Annotated in this window: 17 protein-coding genes and 1 pseudogene; 15 read left to right on the top strand and 3 right to left on the bottom strand. The window is 65.6% G+C overall.

The window, feature by feature from the left end; genetic code table 11:
* Nucleotides 1-7: 7 nt before the first annotated feature.
* Both IC50_RS11870 and IC50_RS11865 read right to left on the bottom strand, forming a co-directional pair.
* Nucleotides 8-1,501, bottom strand: coding sequence for an NAD-dependent succinate-semialdehyde dehydrogenase (locus IC50_RS11870; RefSeq protein ID WP_035704360.1), 1,494 nt, complete (start codon nucleotides 1,499-1,501; stop codon nucleotides 8-10).
* Nucleotides 1,502-1,608: 107 nt separating this feature from the next.
* Nucleotides 1,609-1,929: a hypothetical protein gene (locus IC50_RS11865; RefSeq protein WP_035704357.1), complete on the bottom strand. Its 321-nt coding sequence runs from the start codon at nucleotides 1,927-1,929 to the stop codon at nucleotides 1,609-1,611.
* A 352-nt stretch (nucleotides 1,930-2,281) separates the two neighbouring features.
* Between IC50_RS11865 and IC50_RS11860 the strand changes: the two genes are divergently transcribed.
* Together IC50_RS11860 and IC50_RS11855 are read left to right on the top strand one after the other, a co-directional pair.
* Nucleotides 2,282-3,478 (top strand): serine hydrolase domain-containing protein, encoded by a 1,197-nt coding sequence (locus IC50_RS11860; protein ID WP_035704354.1) that lies wholly within the window; start codon nucleotides 2,282-2,284, stop codon nucleotides 3,476-3,478.
* Nucleotides 3,479-3,665: 187 nt separating this feature from the next.
* Nucleotides 3,666-5,360 (top strand): AMP-binding protein, encoded by a 1,695-nt coding sequence (locus tag IC50_RS11855; protein ID WP_035704351.1) that lies wholly within the window; start codon nucleotides 3,666-3,668, stop codon nucleotides 5,358-5,360.
* A gap of 129 nt (nucleotides 5,361-5,489) precedes the next feature.
* Here the strand turns inward: IC50_RS11855 and IC50_RS11850 are convergent, their stop codons facing one another.
* On the bottom strand, nucleotides 5,490-6,491 hold the full coding sequence (locus tag IC50_RS11850; protein WP_035704349.1) for an adenosine kinase: 1,002 nt from the start codon (nucleotides 6,489-6,491) through the stop codon (nucleotides 5,490-5,492).
* A gap of 124 nt (nucleotides 6,492-6,615) precedes the next feature.
* Between IC50_RS11850 and murJ the strand changes: the two genes are divergently transcribed.
* The 13 genes and pseudogenes from murJ to IC50_RS43050 form a co-directional block, all read left to right on the top strand.
* Nucleotides 6,616-8,166, top strand: coding sequence for a murein biosynthesis integral membrane protein MurJ (gene murJ, locus IC50_RS11845; RefSeq protein WP_035704346.1), 1,551 nt, complete (start codon nucleotides 6,616-6,618; stop codon nucleotides 8,164-8,166).
* Nucleotides 8,167-8,239: 73 nt separating this feature from the next.
* Nucleotides 8,240-9,292, top strand: a complete 1,053-nt coding sequence (gene trpS / locus IC50_RS11840) for a tryptophan--tRNA ligase (protein WP_035704518.1) — start codon at nucleotides 8,240-8,242, stop codon at nucleotides 9,290-9,292.
* 106 nt (nucleotides 9,293-9,398) lie between these two features.
* Nucleotides 9,399-9,893 (top strand): universal stress protein, encoded by a 495-nt coding sequence (locus tag IC50_RS11835; protein WP_035704343.1) that lies wholly within the window; start codon nucleotides 9,399-9,401, stop codon nucleotides 9,891-9,893.
* Between the two features lie 312 nt (nucleotides 9,894-10,205).
* Entirely contained in the window at nucleotides 10,206-10,775 is a 570-nt protein-coding gene (locus IC50_RS11830; protein ID WP_035704340.1) for a NifU family protein, read from the top strand.
* Between the two features lie 187 nt (nucleotides 10,776-10,962).
* The gene (gene tsaB, locus IC50_RS11825; protein ID WP_035704337.1) at nucleotides 10,963-11,658 is read left to right on the top strand and encodes a tRNA (adenosine(37)-N6)-threonylcarbamoyltransferase complex dimerization subunit type 1 TsaB; all 696 of its coding nucleotides are present in this window, start codon (nucleotides 10,963-10,965) and stop codon (nucleotides 11,656-11,658) included.
* Nucleotides 11,655-12,140 carry a ribosomal protein S18-alanine N-acetyltransferase gene (gene rimI, locus IC50_RS11820; RefSeq protein WP_035704335.1) on the top strand — a complete coding sequence of 162 codons (486 nt, stop codon included), beginning with the start codon at nucleotides 11,655-11,657 and terminating at the stop codon, nucleotides 12,138-12,140. Before tsaB ends, rimI begins: the two co-directional genes overlap by 4 nt.
* Nucleotides 12,141-12,178: 38 nt before the next feature.
* The gene (locus tag IC50_RS11815; RefSeq protein ID WP_035704334.1) at nucleotides 12,179-12,634 is read left to right on the top strand and encodes a Fur family transcriptional regulator; all 456 of its coding nucleotides are present in this window, start codon (nucleotides 12,179-12,181) and stop codon (nucleotides 12,632-12,634) included.
* A 4-nt stretch (nucleotides 12,635-12,638) separates the two neighbouring features.
* Nucleotides 12,639-13,319, top strand: a complete 681-nt coding sequence (locus IC50_RS11810) for an HAD family hydrolase (protein ID WP_035704332.1) — start codon at nucleotides 12,639-12,641, stop codon at nucleotides 13,317-13,319.
* A 193-nt stretch (nucleotides 13,320-13,512) separates the two neighbouring features.
* The gene (gene miaB / locus IC50_RS11805) at nucleotides 13,513-14,907 is read left to right on the top strand and encodes a tRNA (N6-isopentenyl adenosine(37)-C2)-methylthiotransferase MiaB (RefSeq protein WP_035704330.1); all 1,395 of its coding nucleotides are present in this window, start codon (nucleotides 13,513-13,515) and stop codon (nucleotides 14,905-14,907) included.
* A gap of 64 nt (nucleotides 14,908-14,971) precedes the next feature.
* Nucleotides 14,972-15,967 (top strand): PhoH family protein, encoded by a 996-nt coding sequence (locus IC50_RS11800; protein ID WP_035704328.1) that lies wholly within the window; start codon nucleotides 14,972-14,974, stop codon nucleotides 15,965-15,967.
* Nucleotides 15,968-16,025: 58 nt separating this feature from the next.
* Nucleotides 16,026-16,535, top strand: coding sequence for an rRNA maturation RNase YbeY (gene ybeY / locus IC50_RS11795; protein WP_035704326.1), 510 nt, complete (start codon nucleotides 16,026-16,028; stop codon nucleotides 16,533-16,535).
* A gap of 1 nt (nucleotide 16,536) precedes the next feature.
* On the top strand, nucleotides 16,537-17,655 hold the full coding sequence (locus IC50_RS11790) for a hemolysin family protein (protein WP_035704325.1): 1,119 nt from the start codon (nucleotides 16,537-16,539) through the stop codon (nucleotides 17,653-17,655).
* Nucleotides 17,652-17,828: pseudogene (locus tag IC50_RS43050) on the top strand (apolipoprotein N-acyltransferase); the annotation flags it as partial. The gene IC50_RS11790 and the pseudogene IC50_RS43050, both read left to right, overlap by 4 nt.

Raw genomic sequence — 17,828 nt, 5'->3', positions numbered from 1 at the left:
CCGGCGGCTACACCCCCGCCATCATCACGTATTTGATCTCGACATATTCTTCCATGCCGTGATGCGAGCCTTCTCGCCCCAGACCGCTTTCCTTGACGCCGCCGAAGGGCGCGACCTCCGTGGTGATGAGGCCGGTGTTGACGCCGACCATGCCCGACTCCAGCGCTTCGGCGACGCGCCAGACGCGGCCGAGATCGCGGGAATAGAAGTAGGAGGCGAGACCGAACGGCGAGGCGTTGCACATCGCGATGACGTCGGCTTCGTCCCTGAAGCGGATCACCGGCGCCAGCGGGCCGAAAGTCTCCTCCTGCGACACCAGGGAGTCCGGCTTGACGTCGGCCAGCACGGTCGGCTCGAAGAACGAGCGTCCGAGCTCGCTGCGCTTGCCGCCAGTGACGACCTTGGCGCCGCGCTTCACGGCATCGGCGATGTGGCGCTCGACCTTGTCGACCGCCTTCATGTTGATCAGGGGCCCTTGCGTGACGCCGCTCTCGGTGCCGTCGCCGATCTTCATCGCCGCGACCTTCTTCGACAGTTTTTGCACGAACTCGTCGTAGATCTTGTCCTGGGCATAGAGACGGTTGGCACAGACGCAGGTCTGGCCCATGTTGCGGTATTTCGAAACGATCGCACCTTCGACCGCGGCGTCGATGTCGGCGTCGTCGAACACCACGAACGGCGCATTGCCGCCGAGTTCGAGGCCGAGCCGCTTCACGCCGACCGAGGCCTGCTGATAGAGGATCTTGCCGACCGCGGTCGAGCCGGTGAAGCCGACGAAGCGCACCGCCGGATGCTCGCACAGCACCTTGCCGATCGGCGGTGCGTCACCCGTGATGATGTTGAGCACGCCCTTGGGAATGCCGGCCTTCTCGGCGAGCACGGCCAGCGCCAGCGCCGACAGCGGCGTCTCGTTGGCCGGCTTGAGCACGACGGTGCAGCCGGCCGCGAGCGCCGGCGACACCTTGCGCGTGATCATGGAGTTCGGGAAATTCCACGGCGTGATCGCACCACAAACACCGATCGGCTGCTTGATCGCGAGCAGCCGCGCATCGGGCCGCTGGGTCGGGATGGTCTCGCCATAGACGCGGCGAGCTTCCTCGGCGAAGAACTCGATATAGGCGGCGCCGATATCGACCTCGCCGAGTGCCTCGGTGAGCGGCTTGCCCTGCTCGGAGGTGAGGATCAGCGCCAGATCCTCGCGATTGGCGACGATCAGCTCGAACCATTTGCGCAAGATGTTGGAGCGCTGCTTGCCGGTGTGCCTGGCCCAGGCCGGGAAGGCGCGCTCGGCGGCTTCGACCGCCTTGGTGGCATCATCTGCCGACAATTGCGGAACCTTTGCAAGCTCGACGCCGGTCGCGGGATTGTTGACGGCAAACACCGGCGTGCCGACCCAGGCGCCGTCAATGTAGCAAGCTTCCTTCAGGAGCGACGGATCCTTCAGCCGGTCGCGCAAATCGGACCTGGCTTGCGTGGCGCGTGCGGCGGCGGTCTGGGTCATGGCGTTACTCCCTAAGGCGATCGGATCGGGCCGGAATATAGGGGCAGACGGCGCGCAATGCACCGCCCGGCAACGCACATCAGATGGGGGTTAAACTGGCAGCGGCCTTACGCCGCGCCGCTCATATAGGTCTCGCGGCGGCCGATCATGCGCTCGGCCGCGGCCTTGGCATCGGCCTTCGTGGACGTCGCGCAGGTCCGGTATTCGAGATCGGGAACGTCGGACCTGTCTCGGCGGCCGAACCATGACTTCGAGCCGACCGGCAGCAGAGCCAGCGCCTGCGCCAGATTGTCGACCGCGCCGAAGGAATAGAGTGCGCCGGTGCCGGCGATGCGGACCTCGTAAATGCCGGGCGAAATCGGCGCCTCCAGGTTGTCGCCGCGTCCCTGACGGGGATAGCGCTTCCATTCGCTCCAGGTCGAAATCATCTAAGGTCCCCCTCGCCACCCATCCACGGACGGCAACAATTTGGATCAAGTCTTAATCGGCCCATGGATTCGGACCGGGTGCTGAACGCGGCAGCTCACGAAATGTTTCAGGCGTCCGAAGACACGCGAAACAGATCGCCTGGAGCCCCATCCAGGATGAGGGCGACGCATGACCATCCACCGCAGATTGTGATGATGCATCGCCGTTCAGCCCCGTTGTCGTCCTGCGCGAGATCAAGACCGTCAAGTCACGACATCGCGACCGGTGCAGGTCCATGGATGCACTTGCCGGGCCGAGCATACGGAGGGACAATCGATCGCTTCCAACAATAATCAAACCCGAGGAAACGCCATGCAAAGCCAAGCACTCATCGATGAGATTCTGCGCCAGAAGAGCGAGACCAAGGAGATTCCGGGCGTCGTCGCCATCGCTGCCAGCGGCAACGATGTGCTGTATCAGGGCGCCTTCGGCAAGCGCGACCTGTCCAAGCCTGATGCGATGACGATCGACAGCGTGTTCTGGATCGCATCGATGACCAAAGCGGTGACATCGGCGGGCGCGATGCAGCTGGTCGAGCAGGGCAAGCTGTCGCTGGATGCGCCGATCGGCGATGTGCTGCCCGATCTCGCCAGGCCGCAGGTGCTGGAAGGCTTCGACGCCAGGGGCGAGGCAAAGCTGCGCCCGGCCAAGGGACCGATCACGCTGCGCCAGCTCATGACCCACACCGCCGGCTTCTGCTACAATATGTGGAACGGCGATCTCGCAGTCTATCTGGACAAGAACGGCATTCCCGCCATCACCACCTGCCAGAATGCGGCACTGAAGACCCCGATCATGACCGACCCCGGCACGCGCTGGGAATACGGTACCAACATCGATTTCGTCGGCAAGGCGGTGGAGGCCGTCAGCGGCAAGCGGCTCGACGCTTACTTGCGCGACAATCTGTTCAGCCCGCTTGGCATGAGCGACACGGCGTTCAAGATCACCGACGACATGCGCAAGCGCCTCGTCGGCATGCACGCGCGCGGCGAGGACGGCCAGCTGGCTTCCATGCCGTTCGAGCTCGAGCAGGAGCCGGAATTCCACATGGGTGGCGGCGGCCTGTATTCGACCGCAGCCGACTACATCAAGTTCACCCAGATGATCCTGAACAGGGGGCGCGGCAACGGCAATCAGGTGCTGAAGGCCGAGACCGTCGCGACGATGGGGCAGAATCACATCGGCGATCTCGCCATGGGCAAGATGACGACGGCGGCACCGATGTACACCAACGACGTCGATCTCTATCCGGAGCAGGTGAAGAAGTGGGGCCTCAGCTTCATGATCAACACCGCGAAGACCGCCGAAGGTCGCAGCGCCGGCAGCCTCGCTTGGGCAGGGCTCGCCAACACCTACTACTGGATCGATCCGGCGCGCGACGTCACCGGCGTGATCCTGATGCAGCTGCTGCCGTTCGCCGATGCGAAATGCCTGGAGGCGTTCGCAGGATTCGAGCGCGGGGTTTACGCCGGGCTCGATGCTGCCGGAAGCGGGCAGAAGGCGGCGTGAGGGAGAGCCGAGCTCTCTCACCACACATCATGGCCGGGCTCGTCCCGGCCATCCACGTACAACCGTGCGACACAAATACGTGTATGCCCGGACATGGACGAGCGAAGCGACGCCGTCCTTGGGACGGCTATCCCCGGGCATGACGATGGAGAGACCGTGCCGAGCATTTTGAAGAAAGGATTTCGACTTGGCCGATAAAGCGGACAGCTACGTTTGCGGCATCTCGGACGCGCCGCTGCTCGGCGACACCATCGGTCGCAGCCTCGACCAGGCGGTGCGCCGTTGGGGCGATCGCGAGGCGCTGGTTTCGCCCAGCCACGGCGTCAGATGGACCTGGAGAGAATTCGCCGAACGGGTCGATGCGCTTGCCGCGGGCTTTCTCGCGCTCGGGCTCGAACGCGGGGAGCGGATCGGCATCTGGTCGTTGAACCGGCCGGAATGGACGCTGACCCAGTTCGCCGCCGCCAAAGCCGGCCTGATCCTGGTGACGATCAATCCGGCCTACCGGCTCAGCGAGCTGGAATTCGCGCTGAAGAAGGTCGGCTGCGCGGCCATCGTCACCGCGACTGCGTTCAAGACCAGCAATTACATGGAGATGCTCAACACGCTGCTGCCGGAGCTGGCGGACGCCAGGCCCGGACGGTTGCAGGCGGCGCGATTGCCGGCCTTGCGGATGGTGATCCAGATCGGCGGCCCGGCGACCTCAGGCACTGCCGCGTTCGAGGAGGTCGCGCGCATGGGCCGGGCACAGCATCGCGAGCAGCTTGCCGTGCTCGGCGCCGCCCTGCAATTTGACGACCCCGTCAATATCCAGTTCACCAGCGGCACCACGGGTTCGCCGAAAGGCGTGACGCTGACCCACCACAACATCCTCAACAACGGCTATTTCACCGGCCGCGCGATGCGCCTGACCGAACAGGATCGCATCTGCATTCCGGTACCCCTCTATCATTGCTTCGGCATGGTGATGGGCAACCTTGCCTCGGTCACGCTCGGCACCACCATGGTCTACCCGGGCGAGGGCTTTGATCCGCTCGCGACGCTGCGTGCGGTCGAGCAGGAGAAATGCACCGCCCTGTACGGCGTGCCGACCATGTTCATCGCCGAACTCGATCACCCCGAGTTCAAGACGTTCAATTTGAAATCACTGCGCACCGGCATCATGGCCGGCGCGCCCTGCCCGATCGAGGTGATGAAGCGCGTCAACACCGAGATGAACATGCGCGAGGTCACTATCGCCTATGGCATGACCGAGACCAGCCCGGTCAGCTTCCAGAGCGCAACCGACGATCCGCTCGAGCGGCGCGTCTCCACGGTCGGCCGCATTCACCCGCATGTCGAGGTGAAGGTCGTCGATCTCGAAGGCAGGATCGTCAAGCGCGGCGAACGCGGCGAGCTCTGCACCCGCGGCTACAGCGTCATGCTGGGCTATTGGGAGGAGAAGGAAAAGACCGCCGGCGTGCTCGACGCCAATGGCTGGATGCATACCGGCGACCTCGCCACCATAGACGACGAGGGCTATTGCAACATCGTCGGCCGCATCAAGGATCTGGTGATCCGCGGCGGCGAGAATCTCTACCCGCGCGAGATCGAGGAGTTTCTGTACCGTCACCCCAAGATCCAGGACGTGCAGATTTTTGGCGTCGCAGACACCCGGTACGGCGAGGAGCTCTGCGCCTGGATTCGCGTCAGGCCGGGCGAAACGCTGACGGCCGAGGAGGTCCGCGCCTTCTGCGACGGCCAGATCGCCCACAACAAGATCCCGCGCTATGTCGAATTCGTCGATGAATTCCCGATGACGGTGACGGGAAAGATCCAGAAATTCGTGATGCGCGACGCGGTGGAGCAGCGGCTGGGATTGAAGGCGGCGAAGACGGCGTGAGCTACACCGTCATTGCGAGTTTAGCACCGGCCGAGGGCCGACCCCTCTTGATGTAATCCAGAGTCTTTCCGCTGAGACAGACTGGATTGCTTCGCTACGCTCGCAATGACGGAAAGAGTGGCGAGAGCCCTACGCGGTCAGCCCGCGCTGCTGCGCCAGCTCCTTCAGCGACACCTGCGGACGCGCGCCGATGTGCTGGATGACTTCGGCGGCTGCGAGTGCGCCGAGCTCGCCGCACTGCTTGTAGGCAAGATTGCGCGCCAGGCCATACAGGAAGCCTGCAGCGAAGAGATCGCCGGCGCCGGTGGTGTCGACCACCTTGTCGACCGGGAAGGCCGGCGCGGCAACGGCGTCTTCCACCGAGACCACCATGCAGCCCTTCTCGCTGCGGGTGACGACGCCGAGATTGACGTCGTTGCGCAGCTGCTTCAGCGCGGTGTCGAAGTCCGAGGTCATGTAGAGCGAATGCAGCTCCGACTCGTTGGCGAAGACGATGTCGACGGTGCCGTTGCGCATGAGCGAGAGAAACTCGTCGCGATAGCGGTCGACGCAGAAGGAATCCGACAGCGTCAGCGCCACCTTGCGCCTGGCGTCATGGGCGATCCTGGCCGCCTTGACGAAGGCGTCCTTGGCGTTCTTGGGGTCCCAGAGATAGCCCTCGAGATAGACGATTGCGGCGCTCGCGACCTCGGCCGGGTCGATGTCGGCGGGCGACAAATCCTGCGCCGCGCCGAGATAGGTGTTCATGGTCCGCTCGCCGTCGCCGGTGACCAGGATGTAGGAGCAGCCGGTGGCGGGGCCGTCCGTGGCGGCGGGCGTGTTGAAGGCGACGCCGGCTGAGCGGATGTCGTGGACGTAGAGCTTGCCGATCTGGTCGTCCTTGACCTTGCCGACATAGGCGGCGCGTGCCCCCAGGCTGCCGATGCCGACGATGGTGTTGGCAGCCGAGCCGCCCGAGACCTCGGTGGCCGGACCCATGTCCTTGTAGATGGCAGCCGCCCGCGCCTCGTCGATCAACGACATGCTGCCCTTCGCCATTCCGTGCCTGGCCAGAAAGGCCTCGTCGGTCCTGACCAGCACGTCGAACAGCGCGTTGCCGATGCCGAGAACGTCATATTTCACGTCAGCCATTCACCTTGATCCTGTTTGCCGGATTGCGATACCTGCGGAAATCCGCTTCCTGTCGGCCTGAAATCTGGCCCGCGGCCTATCACGACCGGGCCGGCACGGGCAAGCAACGGTATTCTCGAGAGCAATGATCCGCTCCTTCCTCACCGTCTCAACGGGAACATTGGGCTCGCGTCTGCTGGGTTTTGCCCGCGATTCCCTGATCGCGGCGCTGCTCGGCACCGGTGCCGTCGCCGACGCGTTTCTGGCGGCGTTTCAGCTCGTCAACGTGGTACGCCGGCTGCTCAGCGAGGGCGCGCTGAATGCGGCGCTGATCCCGGCCTGGCTGCGTATCAGGGACCGCGACGGAGCCGTGGCGGCGGCGGCATTCGCCGGCCGCGTGCTCGGCACGATCAGCGCGGCCCTGATCGCGATCTCGATCGGCATTGCGCTTCTGATGCCGCTGGTCATCACGGTCATCGCGCCGGGATTCCTCGGCAGCGGCACGCTCGATCTCGCGGTCCAGAACGCGCGGCTGATGCTGCCTTATCTCGCCTTCGCCGGTCCCGTCACCGTGCTGATGGGACTGCTCAATGCGCAAGGGCGCTTTGCCCTCACCGCGTTCTCGCCTCTGCTGTTCAATATCGCGCTGATCGCCGCGATCTTCATGCTGCTTGCCTGGCATGCCGACGCCGGTCTCGCTGCGTGGATGCTGGCCGCCACCGTCGGCGCTGCCGGCCTGCTGCAACTGCTGATGCTGCTGTCGCAGCAAAGCGCGCGCCTGGCGACGCCGCTGCGCGCGAGCTTCGATACGGAGATGCGCGGCTTCTTCGCCAAGGCGATTCCCGGCATGATCGCAAGCTCGGGTCCGCAATGGCTGATGGTCGCGGGCGCGATCATCGCCTCGGCGACGCCATCCGCGGTGTCCTGGCTCTATTTCGCCAACCGCCTGATCGAGCTGCCGCTCGGCATCGTCGGCGTCGCCATGGGCACGGTGCTGGTGCCGGAGCTGACGCGCGCCGTCGCTGGCTCCGATAGGGAGGCGGTGGCGCATGCCGAATCGCGCGCGCTGGAGCTGGCGACCGGGCTGGCGCTGCCCGCCACGCTCGGCCTGATCGTGCTGGCCGAGCCGATCGTGCGGCTGCTGTTCGAGCACGGCGCCTTCGGCGCCGAGGACAGCATGGCGACCGCGCACGCGCTGATGTGGCTGGCGCTGGGCCTGCCGGCGCATGTGCTGATCAAGGCGCTGTCGCCGGCCTTTTATGCCCGCAGCGACACGATGACGCCGCTGCGGGCCACGGCCAAGGGCTTTGTGGTCGCTGTCGTGCTCGCCGTCCTGCTCGGCCATGCCTTCGGCACGAGCGGGATCGCCGCCAGCATCGCGGCCGGCGCCTGGAGCAGCGCGCTCTCGCTGCTCCGCAAGGGCACGAGCGAGTTCGGCTTCTCGGTCGATGCGAGCGCCCGCAGGCGGCTGCCGCGGATCGTGCTCGCCGCTGCTGCCATGGGCACTCTGCTCTGGCTGACGGCAGGACTTGTGCCGGCAGGGGCCCATGGCTTCATCGAATTCATCGCGCTCGGCGCGCAGATCGCGGCCGGAATCGCCGTCTACGGCTTGCTGCTGCAGATCTTCGGAGCGGCTTCCTGGCGGGAAGCGATCAACGCCCTGAAGCGGCCTGCCCCGCACGACCGGCACGACTGACCTCGCGAATTGCCCTTGACGAGGCAGCGCCGCTGTTGGAAACGACGGCCAAATACCTATGGGAAGGCTGACCATGCCATTCGTTGAACGGGTCTTTTCGGGCGTCCAGCCGACGGGCAATCTGCACCTCGGCAACTATCTCGGCGCGATCGTCAACTTCGTGAAGATGCAGGAAACCCACAACTGCATCTATTGCGTCGTCGACATGCACGCGATCACGCAAGGCGTCGACGTCTGGGGCGGCCCGGCCGAGCTCACGCGCAGCACCCGCGAGGTGACCGCCGCGTTCATCGCCGCCGGCATCGATGCCAGGAAGCACATCGTGTTCAACCAGAGCCAGGTCTCGGGCCATGCCGAGCTCGCCTGGATCTTCAACTGCGTCGCCCGCATGGGCTGGCTCGGCCGCATGACCCAGTTCAAGGAGAAGGCCGGCAAGGACCGCGAGAACGCGTCGGTCGGGCTGTTCGACTATCCCGTGCTGATGGCCGCCGACATCCTGCTCTATCGCGCCACCCACGTTCCGGTCGGCGAGGATCAGAAGCAGCATCTCGAGCTCTCGCGCGACATCGCGCAGAAGTTCAACAACGATTTCGGCGATTCCATTCGTGCCCAGGGCAACAATGACGGCCTGTTCTTCCCGCTGCCGGAACCCCTGATCACGGGCCCGGCGACGCGCGTGATGAGCTTGCGCGACGGTACCAAGAAGATGTCGAAATCGGATGCCTCCGACAATTCGCGCATCAACCTCACCGACGACGCCGACACCATTGCGCAGAAGATCCGCAAGGCGAAAACCGATCCGGAGCCGCTGCCGACGGAGGAAAAGGGCCTGGAAGCCCGCCCCGAGGCCGACAATCTCGTCGGCATCTTCGCCGCGCTCTCCGGCCGCTCCAAGGCCGAGGTGCTCCGCGATTTCGGCGGCGGCCAGTTCTCCAGCTTCAAGAACGCGCTGGCGGAGCTGTGCGTCACCAAGCTCGCGCCGATCGCCGGCGAGATGAAGCGCCTCGTCGCCGACCCCGGCCATATCGACGCGATCCTCATCGACGGCTCCGACCGGGCCCGTGCCATCGCCGACGAGACCATGAAGCTCGCCAAGGACATCGTCGGCTTCATCCGCCGTCGCTAAGGCGCGCTTCGCAACACCGGCTGGCGCCACGGCGCCCGCCGCTTCGCCTCTCCCAAACATCGCGGGAGTGTGGCAGCATGCCGGTCGTGCACATTCCGGGACATGCATGACCAGCAAGCGACTTTGCTACGAGCCGGGTCACAAGCCCAAATGCCTCGTCATCGTCGACGACACCGCCGAATGGGATCGCGCGGTCTACTATGCCAGCCGCTGGGCGATCCGCGCCGGCGGCGGCGTGGTGATGCTGCGCATCATCGAGCCTGAGCAGCAGAGCCAGGAATGGCTTGGTGTGGCCGACATCATGCGCGCCGAGGCACAGGAGGCGGCGGAGGCCGCGCTCGACCGCGCCGCCGGCCGCGCCAACGGCATCGCCGCGATCACGCCGGAACGGGTGATCCGGGAAGGCGCGCCGATGGAACAGCTGCTTGCAGTGATCGATGAGGACCCCGACATCGCCATGCTGGTGCTCGCCGCCAATCCCGGCGCGGAGGGTCCGGGGCCCCTGGTCTCGCTGCTCGCGCATGAGCTGGGCACGTTCCCGGTGCCGGTGACGATCATCTCCGGCGCCCTGAGCGACCAAAGCGTGGATTCGCTGTCCTAGCGACGCTGCTTCTTACCCTCCCCTGGAGGGGGAGGGTCGGCTCATGTTGAGCGAAGCGATACATGAGACGGGGTGGGGTGACGGTCTCTCCGCCTCGAACGCTGCGCGTGGGGAGAGATCACCCCACCCCGCTCGCGCTTTGCGCGATCGACCCTCCCCCTCCAAGGTCCCTCCAAGGGAGGGTAAGTCGAGCCCAACCATTTGATTTTTATGGACTAATATCCCGGCGCCCCTTGACCGTGCGTTCCCCGTCGCCATCTGCTAGTGGATAGGCACGCGCCGGCCTTGAACCGGCGACGTCTGGAGAGAACCATGTTCATTCAAACCGAAGCCACCCCCAATCCCGCCACGCTGAAGTTCATTCCCGGCCGCGTCGTGGTCGACGGCAGCCCGATGGAATTTGCGAGCCGCGAATCGGCCACGCGTTCGCCGCTCGCCGAAAAGCTGTTCGACGTACCCGGCGTCACCGGCGTGTTCTACGGATCGGACTTCATCACCGTGACCAAGGCCGGCGGTGAATGGCAGCAGCTCAAGCCCGCGATCCTCGGCGCCATCATGGAGCACTACATGTCGGGCGCGCCGCTGCTCGCCGACGGCACGGCGCAAAGCGACACCGATCTCGACGACGGGGACGAGTTCTTCGACGAGGCCGATGCCGAGACGGTCGACATGATCAAGGACCTGATCGAGACCCGGGTGCGGCCGGCCGTCGCCAATGACGGCGGCGACATCACCTTCCGCGGCTTCAAGGACGGCATCGTCTATCTCAACATGAAGGGCGCCTGCTCCGGCTGCCCGTCATCGACCGCGACGCTGCAGCACGGCATCCAGAACCTCTTGAAGCACTTCGTGCCCGACGTGGTCGAAGTCCGGCCGATGTAACGACGAAGTTGTCATTCCGGGATGGTGCGTTGGCACCAGACCCGGAATCTCGAGATTCCGGGTTCGGTCCTACGGACCGCCCCGGAATGACGGTTGTCGGGGGCCTGCAAATCGTGCGTGATGAATGGCGGATAGGCGCTTACTTCGCTAGACTGTTCGCCATTCGCCACTCGCCATTCGCTTTTTCATGCTGATCCTCGCCATCGATACTGCGCTCGACGCCTGCGCGGCAGCCGTGCTCGACACCGAAACGGCCGAGCTGCGCGCACAGGAATCGCTGCCGATGAAGCGCGGTCATGCCGAAGCCTTGATGCCGCTGATCGCGCGGGTGATGCAATCGGCCGATCTCGGCTTCACCGCGCTCGACCGCATCGCCGTCACCGTCGGTCCCGGAAGCTTCACTGGCCTGCGCGTCGGCATTTCGGCGGCGCGCGGCCTTGCGCTCGCGGCCGCGCGGCCGGCGGTCGGCCTGACTACCTTGTCGGCCTATGCCGCCGCCGTCGTGAGCCAGAGCAGATCGGCGCCCGTGCTCTCCGCGATCGACGCGCGGCACGATCACGTCTATTTCCAGATCGTCGCCGGCGACGGCAGCCAGCGGGTGCGGCCGAAGGTCGCCCCCATCGGCGAGGCGATCGCGGCTTCCCAGTTCGGCGCGCCGCATCTGGTGGGCAATGCGGCGAACATCCTCGCCGAGCGCTGGCCGAAGGATGGACCGCAGCCTGTTGCGGTCGACGCGCAGCCCGCGCCCGATATCGGCTGGATCGCCTGGCTGGGTGCGGCGGCCAATCCCGACACCGCGCCGGCGCGGCCGTTCTATCTGAAGGCGCCAGACGCCAAGCCGGCGGCGCAGAGGCCGCTCGCAGCGCAAGCCGCAACCTCATGATGGGATGGCTGTCGGAGTGGTGGCACGGCGGCAGCGCGGTCGTCGAGCCCGCGACCTTGCGCGATGCCGCGCGGCTCGCGCAGCTGCACGGCGCATCCTTCGCGCGCGGCTGGGGCGAAGGCGAGTTCGAGAGCATGATCAGCGAGCGCAACACGCTGGTGCATCGCTTGCGTCTCGGCCGCAAGACGATCGGCTTTGCGGTGTCGCGGATCGGCGCGGACGAAGCGGAAATTCTCTCGATTGCGGTGGACGTAGCTTATCGCGGCCGCGGCCTCTCCCGCACGCTGCTGATGACCCATCTGGGCCACCTCGCCGGGCGCGGCGTGCGCACAATATTTCTCGAAGTCGAGGAAAACAACCAGCCGGCGCGGCGGCTCTACGACCGATGCGGATTCATGGTGGTCGGGCGCCGCGATCGCTACTATAAGCAGCCCAATGGGGAACAATTGAACGCCCTTCTGATGCGACGTGACTTGTCGTAACATCGGTGGCAGAAAGCGCCCGCCAGGCAGACAACGCTATGACCACACTGAAACCCTCTTCTGCATCCAAGGCGTCCGATATCGAGGCGCGCTGCGCCGCCACGGGCATGCGGATGACCGAGCAGCGCCGCGTCATCGCCCGCGTGCTCGCGGAAGCGATCGATCATCCCGACGTCGAGGAACTGTACCGGCGCTGCGTCGCGGTCGACGACAAGATCTCGATCTCGACCGTCTATCGCACCGTGAAACTGTTCGAGGATGCCGGCATCATCGAGCGCCACGATTTCCGCGAGGGCCGCGCGCGCTACGAGCAGATGCGCGACAGCCATCACGACCACCTCATCAATCTGCGCGACGGCAAGGTGATCGAGTTCACCTCCGAGGAGATCGAGAAGCTCCAGGCCGAGATCGCCCGCAAGCTCGGCTACCGTCTGGTCGATCACCGGCTCGAGCTCTATTGCGTCCCGCTCGACGACGACAAGCCGACTTCTTGATTTAGTGCCCATCGATCTCATCATCTTCGATTGCGACGGCGTGCTCGTGGACAGCGAGGTGATCTCGTGTCGCGCGCATGCGGATGTGCTGACGCGCCACGGCTATCCGATCACGTCGGATCAGGTGTTCGAGCGCTTCCTTGGCCGCTCGACGCGGCAGGCCAATCTCGAGATCGAGACCGAGCTCGGCCGCAAGCTGCCCGAGGCCTATCACGGCGATCTCCAGGACGAGCTGTTCCGATCGTTCGAGGCCGACCTCGAGGCGATCCGCGGCATCCACGATGTGCTTGATGTGGTGACTCAGCGCGTCTGCGTCGCCTCGAGCGGCTCGCACCAGCGCATGCGCGTGAGCCTGGGAAGCACGGGCCTGTACGAGCGCCTCGCGCCAAACATCTTCTCGGCCTCGCAGGTGAAGAACGGCAAGCCGGCGCCGGACCTGTTCCTGTTCGCGGCGAAGGAAATGGGCGTACCGCCCGAGCGCTGTGTCGTGATCGAGGACAGCCTCGCCGGCATTGCCGGTGCCCGCGCCGCCGGCATGACGGTGTTCGGCTTTTACGGGGGCAGCCACTGCCGCGACGGCTATGCCGAGACGCTGCGCGCGGCCGGCGCCGACCTGCTGTTTGCCGATATGCATCAGCTGCCGGAGCTGGTCCGGAGGGTCGCGACTGACGCCCTGGCGGGCTGATTATTGCCCCCTCGCGGTCATTCCGGGGCACGCGCAACGCGCGTGAACCCGGAATCTAGACGACTCAGCTCGAGATTCCGGGTTCGCGCTGGCGCGCGCCCCGGAATGACGGCCGAAAACGGCCCCCATTCGCTGGATTTTCGCCCCTCCAGCCTATATCTGAGGGCCGTCCTCCATCTCAATTCCGGGTTCCATGACGCCGCCGCGCAAGCTGCACATCAAATCATATGGCTGCCAGATGAACGTCTACGATGCCCAGCGCATGGTGGATACGCTGGCTCCGGAGGGATTCGTGGAGACGGCCAGCGCTGATGACGCCGACCTCGTCATCCTCAACACCTGCCACATCCGCGAGAAGGCTTCGGAAAAGGTCTATTCCGAGCTCGGCCGCCTGCGCGTCGCCAAGGACGAGGCTGCGCGTGGGGGCCGGGCGATGCAAATCGCGGTTGCAGGCTGCGTGGCGCAGGCCGAGGGCGAGGAGATCGTACGCCGGGCGCCGGTGGTCGACGTGGTGGTGGGACCGCAGAGCTATCATCATCTGCCGGCGCTGCTGAAGCGCGCCGGCGACGAAGGCCGCGCGATCGAAACGGAATTTCCCGCCGAGGACAAGTTCGGCTTCCTGGCCCAGCCCAAGCCCGATGCGATCCGCGCGCGCGGCATTTCCGCTTTCGTCACCGTGCAGGAAGGCTGCGACAAGTTCTGCACCTTCTGCGTCGTGCCCTATACGCGGGGCTCGGAAGTCTCGCGCCCCGTGGCGAAGATCGTCGAAGACGCGAAGCGGCTCGCCGATAACGGCGTGCGCGAGCTCACGCTGATCGGGCAGAACGTCAACGCCTATCACGGCGAGGGACCTGACGGAAAAACCTGGCCGCTCGGCAAATTGCTCGAACATCTGGCGACGATTCCCGGCGTCGCGCGGCTGCGCTATTCGACCAGCCATCCCCGCGATGTCGACGACAGCCTGATTGCAGCCCATCGCGATCTCGGTGCCCTGATGCCGTTTGTGCACCTGCCGGTGCAATCGGGCTCGGACCGCATTCTGGCGGCCATGAACCGGAAACATACCGCCGATGATTACCGGCGAGTCATCGACCGTTTCCGTACCGCGCGCCAAGACATTGCTTTTTCATCAGATTTCATCGTCGGCTTCCCGGGCGAGAGCGAGCAAGATTTTCTCGCCACCCTCGCGCTTGTCACGCAAATCAGCTACGCTGCGGCTTATTCGTTCAAATACTCCGCCCGGCCGGGAACGCCGGCCGCGGACATGCAGGAGACGGTGTCCCCCGCCGAGATGGACCAGCGATTGGAGCGGCTCCAGGAACTGATCGACAGCCAGCAATCGGCCTTCAACAAGGCCGCGATTGGCTCAACGGTCGACGTGCTGTTCGAGCGTCCGGCCCGCAAGGAGGGCCAGATCGTGGGCCGCACCGCCTACCTCCAGCCCGCCCATGTGATGGCCTCGCCCGACATCATCGGACAAGTCCTGCCGGTCCGGATCGACAGCCTCGAGCGCTACAGTTTTCTCGGTGAGCTCGTGACGCCGCTCACGGCGCGCGAACCCGCTTTATCGCAAGCCACTGGAGCCTGAACCCTTGCCCAAAAGCGCATCGGATTCGTCTTCGTTCGCTCCCAGCCGCAAATTTGACCGCGACATGCAAGTTCCGCCCGAGACCCAGGTCGTCATCGACTTCGACGACAACCGCGCCGCCTCCGCGCTGGTCGGCCCCTACGGCCAGCATCTGGCGCAGATCGAGCGTCGGCTCGGCGTCGTCGTCGATTCCAAGGGCAACCACATCACGATCGGCGGCACCCGCGACGGCTGCGATGCCGCACGCCGCGTGCTGGAGATGCTCTACGCGCAAGCCGTGAAGGGGCAGGATCTCGACCAGGGCGAGGTCGAAGGCGCAATCCGCGCCGTGATCGCGCAGGGCTCCCTGTTCGAGTTCGACGCGAAATCGGCCAAATCGACCTTCGACAGCATCAACTTACGCAAGCGCCCGGTGCGCGCGCGCACGGCCGCACAGGACTCCTACATCCGCGCGCTGAAGCGGCACGAGCTGGTGTTCGGCATCGGTCCCGCCGGCACCGGCAAGACCTGGCTCGCCGTCGCCCATGCCGCGCAGCTGTTCGAGCGCAAGGAGGTCGATCGCATCATCCTGTCGCGTCCGGCGGTGGAAGCCGGCGAGCGGCTCGGCTTCCTGCCCGGCGATCTCCGCGAGAAGGTCGACCCCTATCTTCGGCCGATCTATGATGCGCTCTACGACCTCATGGATGCGCGTATCGTCGAGCGAGCGCTCCAGACCGGCGAGATCGAGATCGCGCCGCTCGCCTTCATGCGCGGCCGCACGCTCACCAACGCCGCCATCATCCTGGACGAGGCCCAGAACACCACGTCGATGCAGATGAAGATGTTCCTGACACGTCTCGGCGAGAACAGCCGCATGATCGTGACGGGCGATCCCTCGCAGATCGACCTGCCGAACGGTCAGACCTCGGGTCTGGCCGAGGCGACGCGCCTCTTGAACGGCGTCGAGGGAATTGCCCAGGTTCATTTCAAGGCCGAGGACGTGATCCGCCACGAACTCGTGGCGCGGATCGTTGCCGCCTACGAAGGTTCGCCGCAGCGGCCCGCCACTGGTCAATCCTGACGAGGCAACACCGGACCCCGGAGGCGCGGATACGGCGCCTTTCGTCCCAGACAACACAATGTCCCATCCCAACCTTCCCATGACCGAGGTCATCGTCGTCGCCGATTGCTGGCAGCGCGAGCCTGATTCCGAAGCCGTGATCCAGCGCGCGGTGGCGGCCGCCGCCGACAGCGTCGACGAGGACGTTGCCGATGCAGAAGTGGCTGTGATGCTGACCGATGACGCCGGCATCCGCACCCTCAACAGCAACTGGCGCGGCATCGACAAGCCGACCAACGTGCTGTCGTTCCCCGCGCTCCAGCCGGAGGGCGCGTGGAAGGAAGGCGATGCGCCGCGCATGCTCGGCGACATCGCGATCGCCTACGAGACCATGCGGCGCGAGGCGGACGAGGAGCAAAAGCCGTTCGACCATCATTTGAGTCATCTCGCCGTGCACGGCTTCCTGCATCTGATCGGCTACGACCACGAGAACGAAGGCGACGCCGAGGAGATGGAAGCGCTCGAACGCGATATCCTGGCTCATCTCGGCATCCCCGATCCCTATGCCGACCGTCCGGGGACGCATTGAGATGCCGGATTCCGATCCGATCCACGACAATCCCCGCAACACGGCCAATCTGCCGGCCGTGGTGACGCCAGGCGAAGTGCTGCGCCCGACCGCGGAAGGCTGGCTGCTGCGCGCCATCCGCACGCTGTTCGGCTGGAAGGCGGGATCGGTTCGCGACGACCTCCAGGTCGTGCTCGATGCGACGACGCCCGACGACACCGGCTTCTCCGCGGTCGAGCGCACCATGCTGCGCAACATCCTCGGCCTGCACGAGCGCCGCATCGCCGACGTGATGGTGCACCGCGCCGACGTCGTCGCGGTGAAGCGGGACATCCCCCTCGGCGAGTTGATGGACCGCTTCGAGAGCGCCGGCCATTCGCGCCTCGTGGTCTACAACGAGACGCTCGACGATCCCGTCGGCATCGTCCACATCCGCGACCTGCTCGCCTTCATGACCGCGCGTGCCCGCGTGTCGGAAGCCACCAAGACCAAGCGCAAGAAGCCGCTGCCGGCCGGGCTCGACCTGCGCGCCGTCGATCTCGCGCTGCCGCTCGAGCAAGCGCGCATCATCCGCAAGCTGCTCTACGTGCCGCCGTCGATGCGGGCGATCGACCTGCTCGCGCAGATGCAGGCCACGCGCATTCACCTCGCGCTGGTGGTCGACGAATATGGCGGCAGCGACGGGCTGGTTTCGCTCGAGGACATCGTCGAGCAGATCGTCGGCGAGATCGACGACGAGCACGACAGCGACGAGCCACCCTCGATCGTGCGCCTGCCCGACAACGCCTTCATCGCCGACGCTCGCGCCAGCCTCGACGACGTCCGCTCGGTGATCGGCGAGGATTTCGTTACCGGCGAAGCCGGCGAGGACGTGGAGACGCTGGGCGGCTATCTGGTCAGCTTCGTCGGACGCCTGCCGGTGCGGGGCGAAGTGATCTCGGGCCCCGGCACCTACGAGGTCGAGGTGCTCGATGCCGATCCGCGCCGCGTCAAGCGGCTGCGCATCTCGACGCGGAAGGAACGTCCCGCGCCGCGCACCCAGCGCGAGAGCCGGCGCCGCGAGGCCGCGCCGGACGGTGGTCAGCCACCGGCCGGCGACACGCCCGCACAGCCACCGAGCGACGGGACCGGCCCGCAGTGAGTCCATTCCAGCGGCTCCGGCAGATTGCGCTTGCCATCATCCTCGCCTGGGGATGGAAGCGCGCTGTCATCGCCATGATGGCTGGGGCACTGTCGGTGCTGGCGCTGGCGCCGTTCAACCTCTTCCCGGTGCTGTTCGTCACCTTCCCGGTGCTGGTCTGGCTGATCGACGGC

It is taken from the genome of Bradyrhizobium genomosp. I (2014) (genome assembly GCF_000261685.1).
Taxonomy (GTDB): domain Bacteria; phylum Pseudomonadota; class Alphaproteobacteria; order Rhizobiales; family Xanthobacteraceae; genus Bradyrhizobium.
Note: the sequence above shows the minus strand (reverse complement) of the source record. Positions and strands in the feature narration are given on the sequence as shown.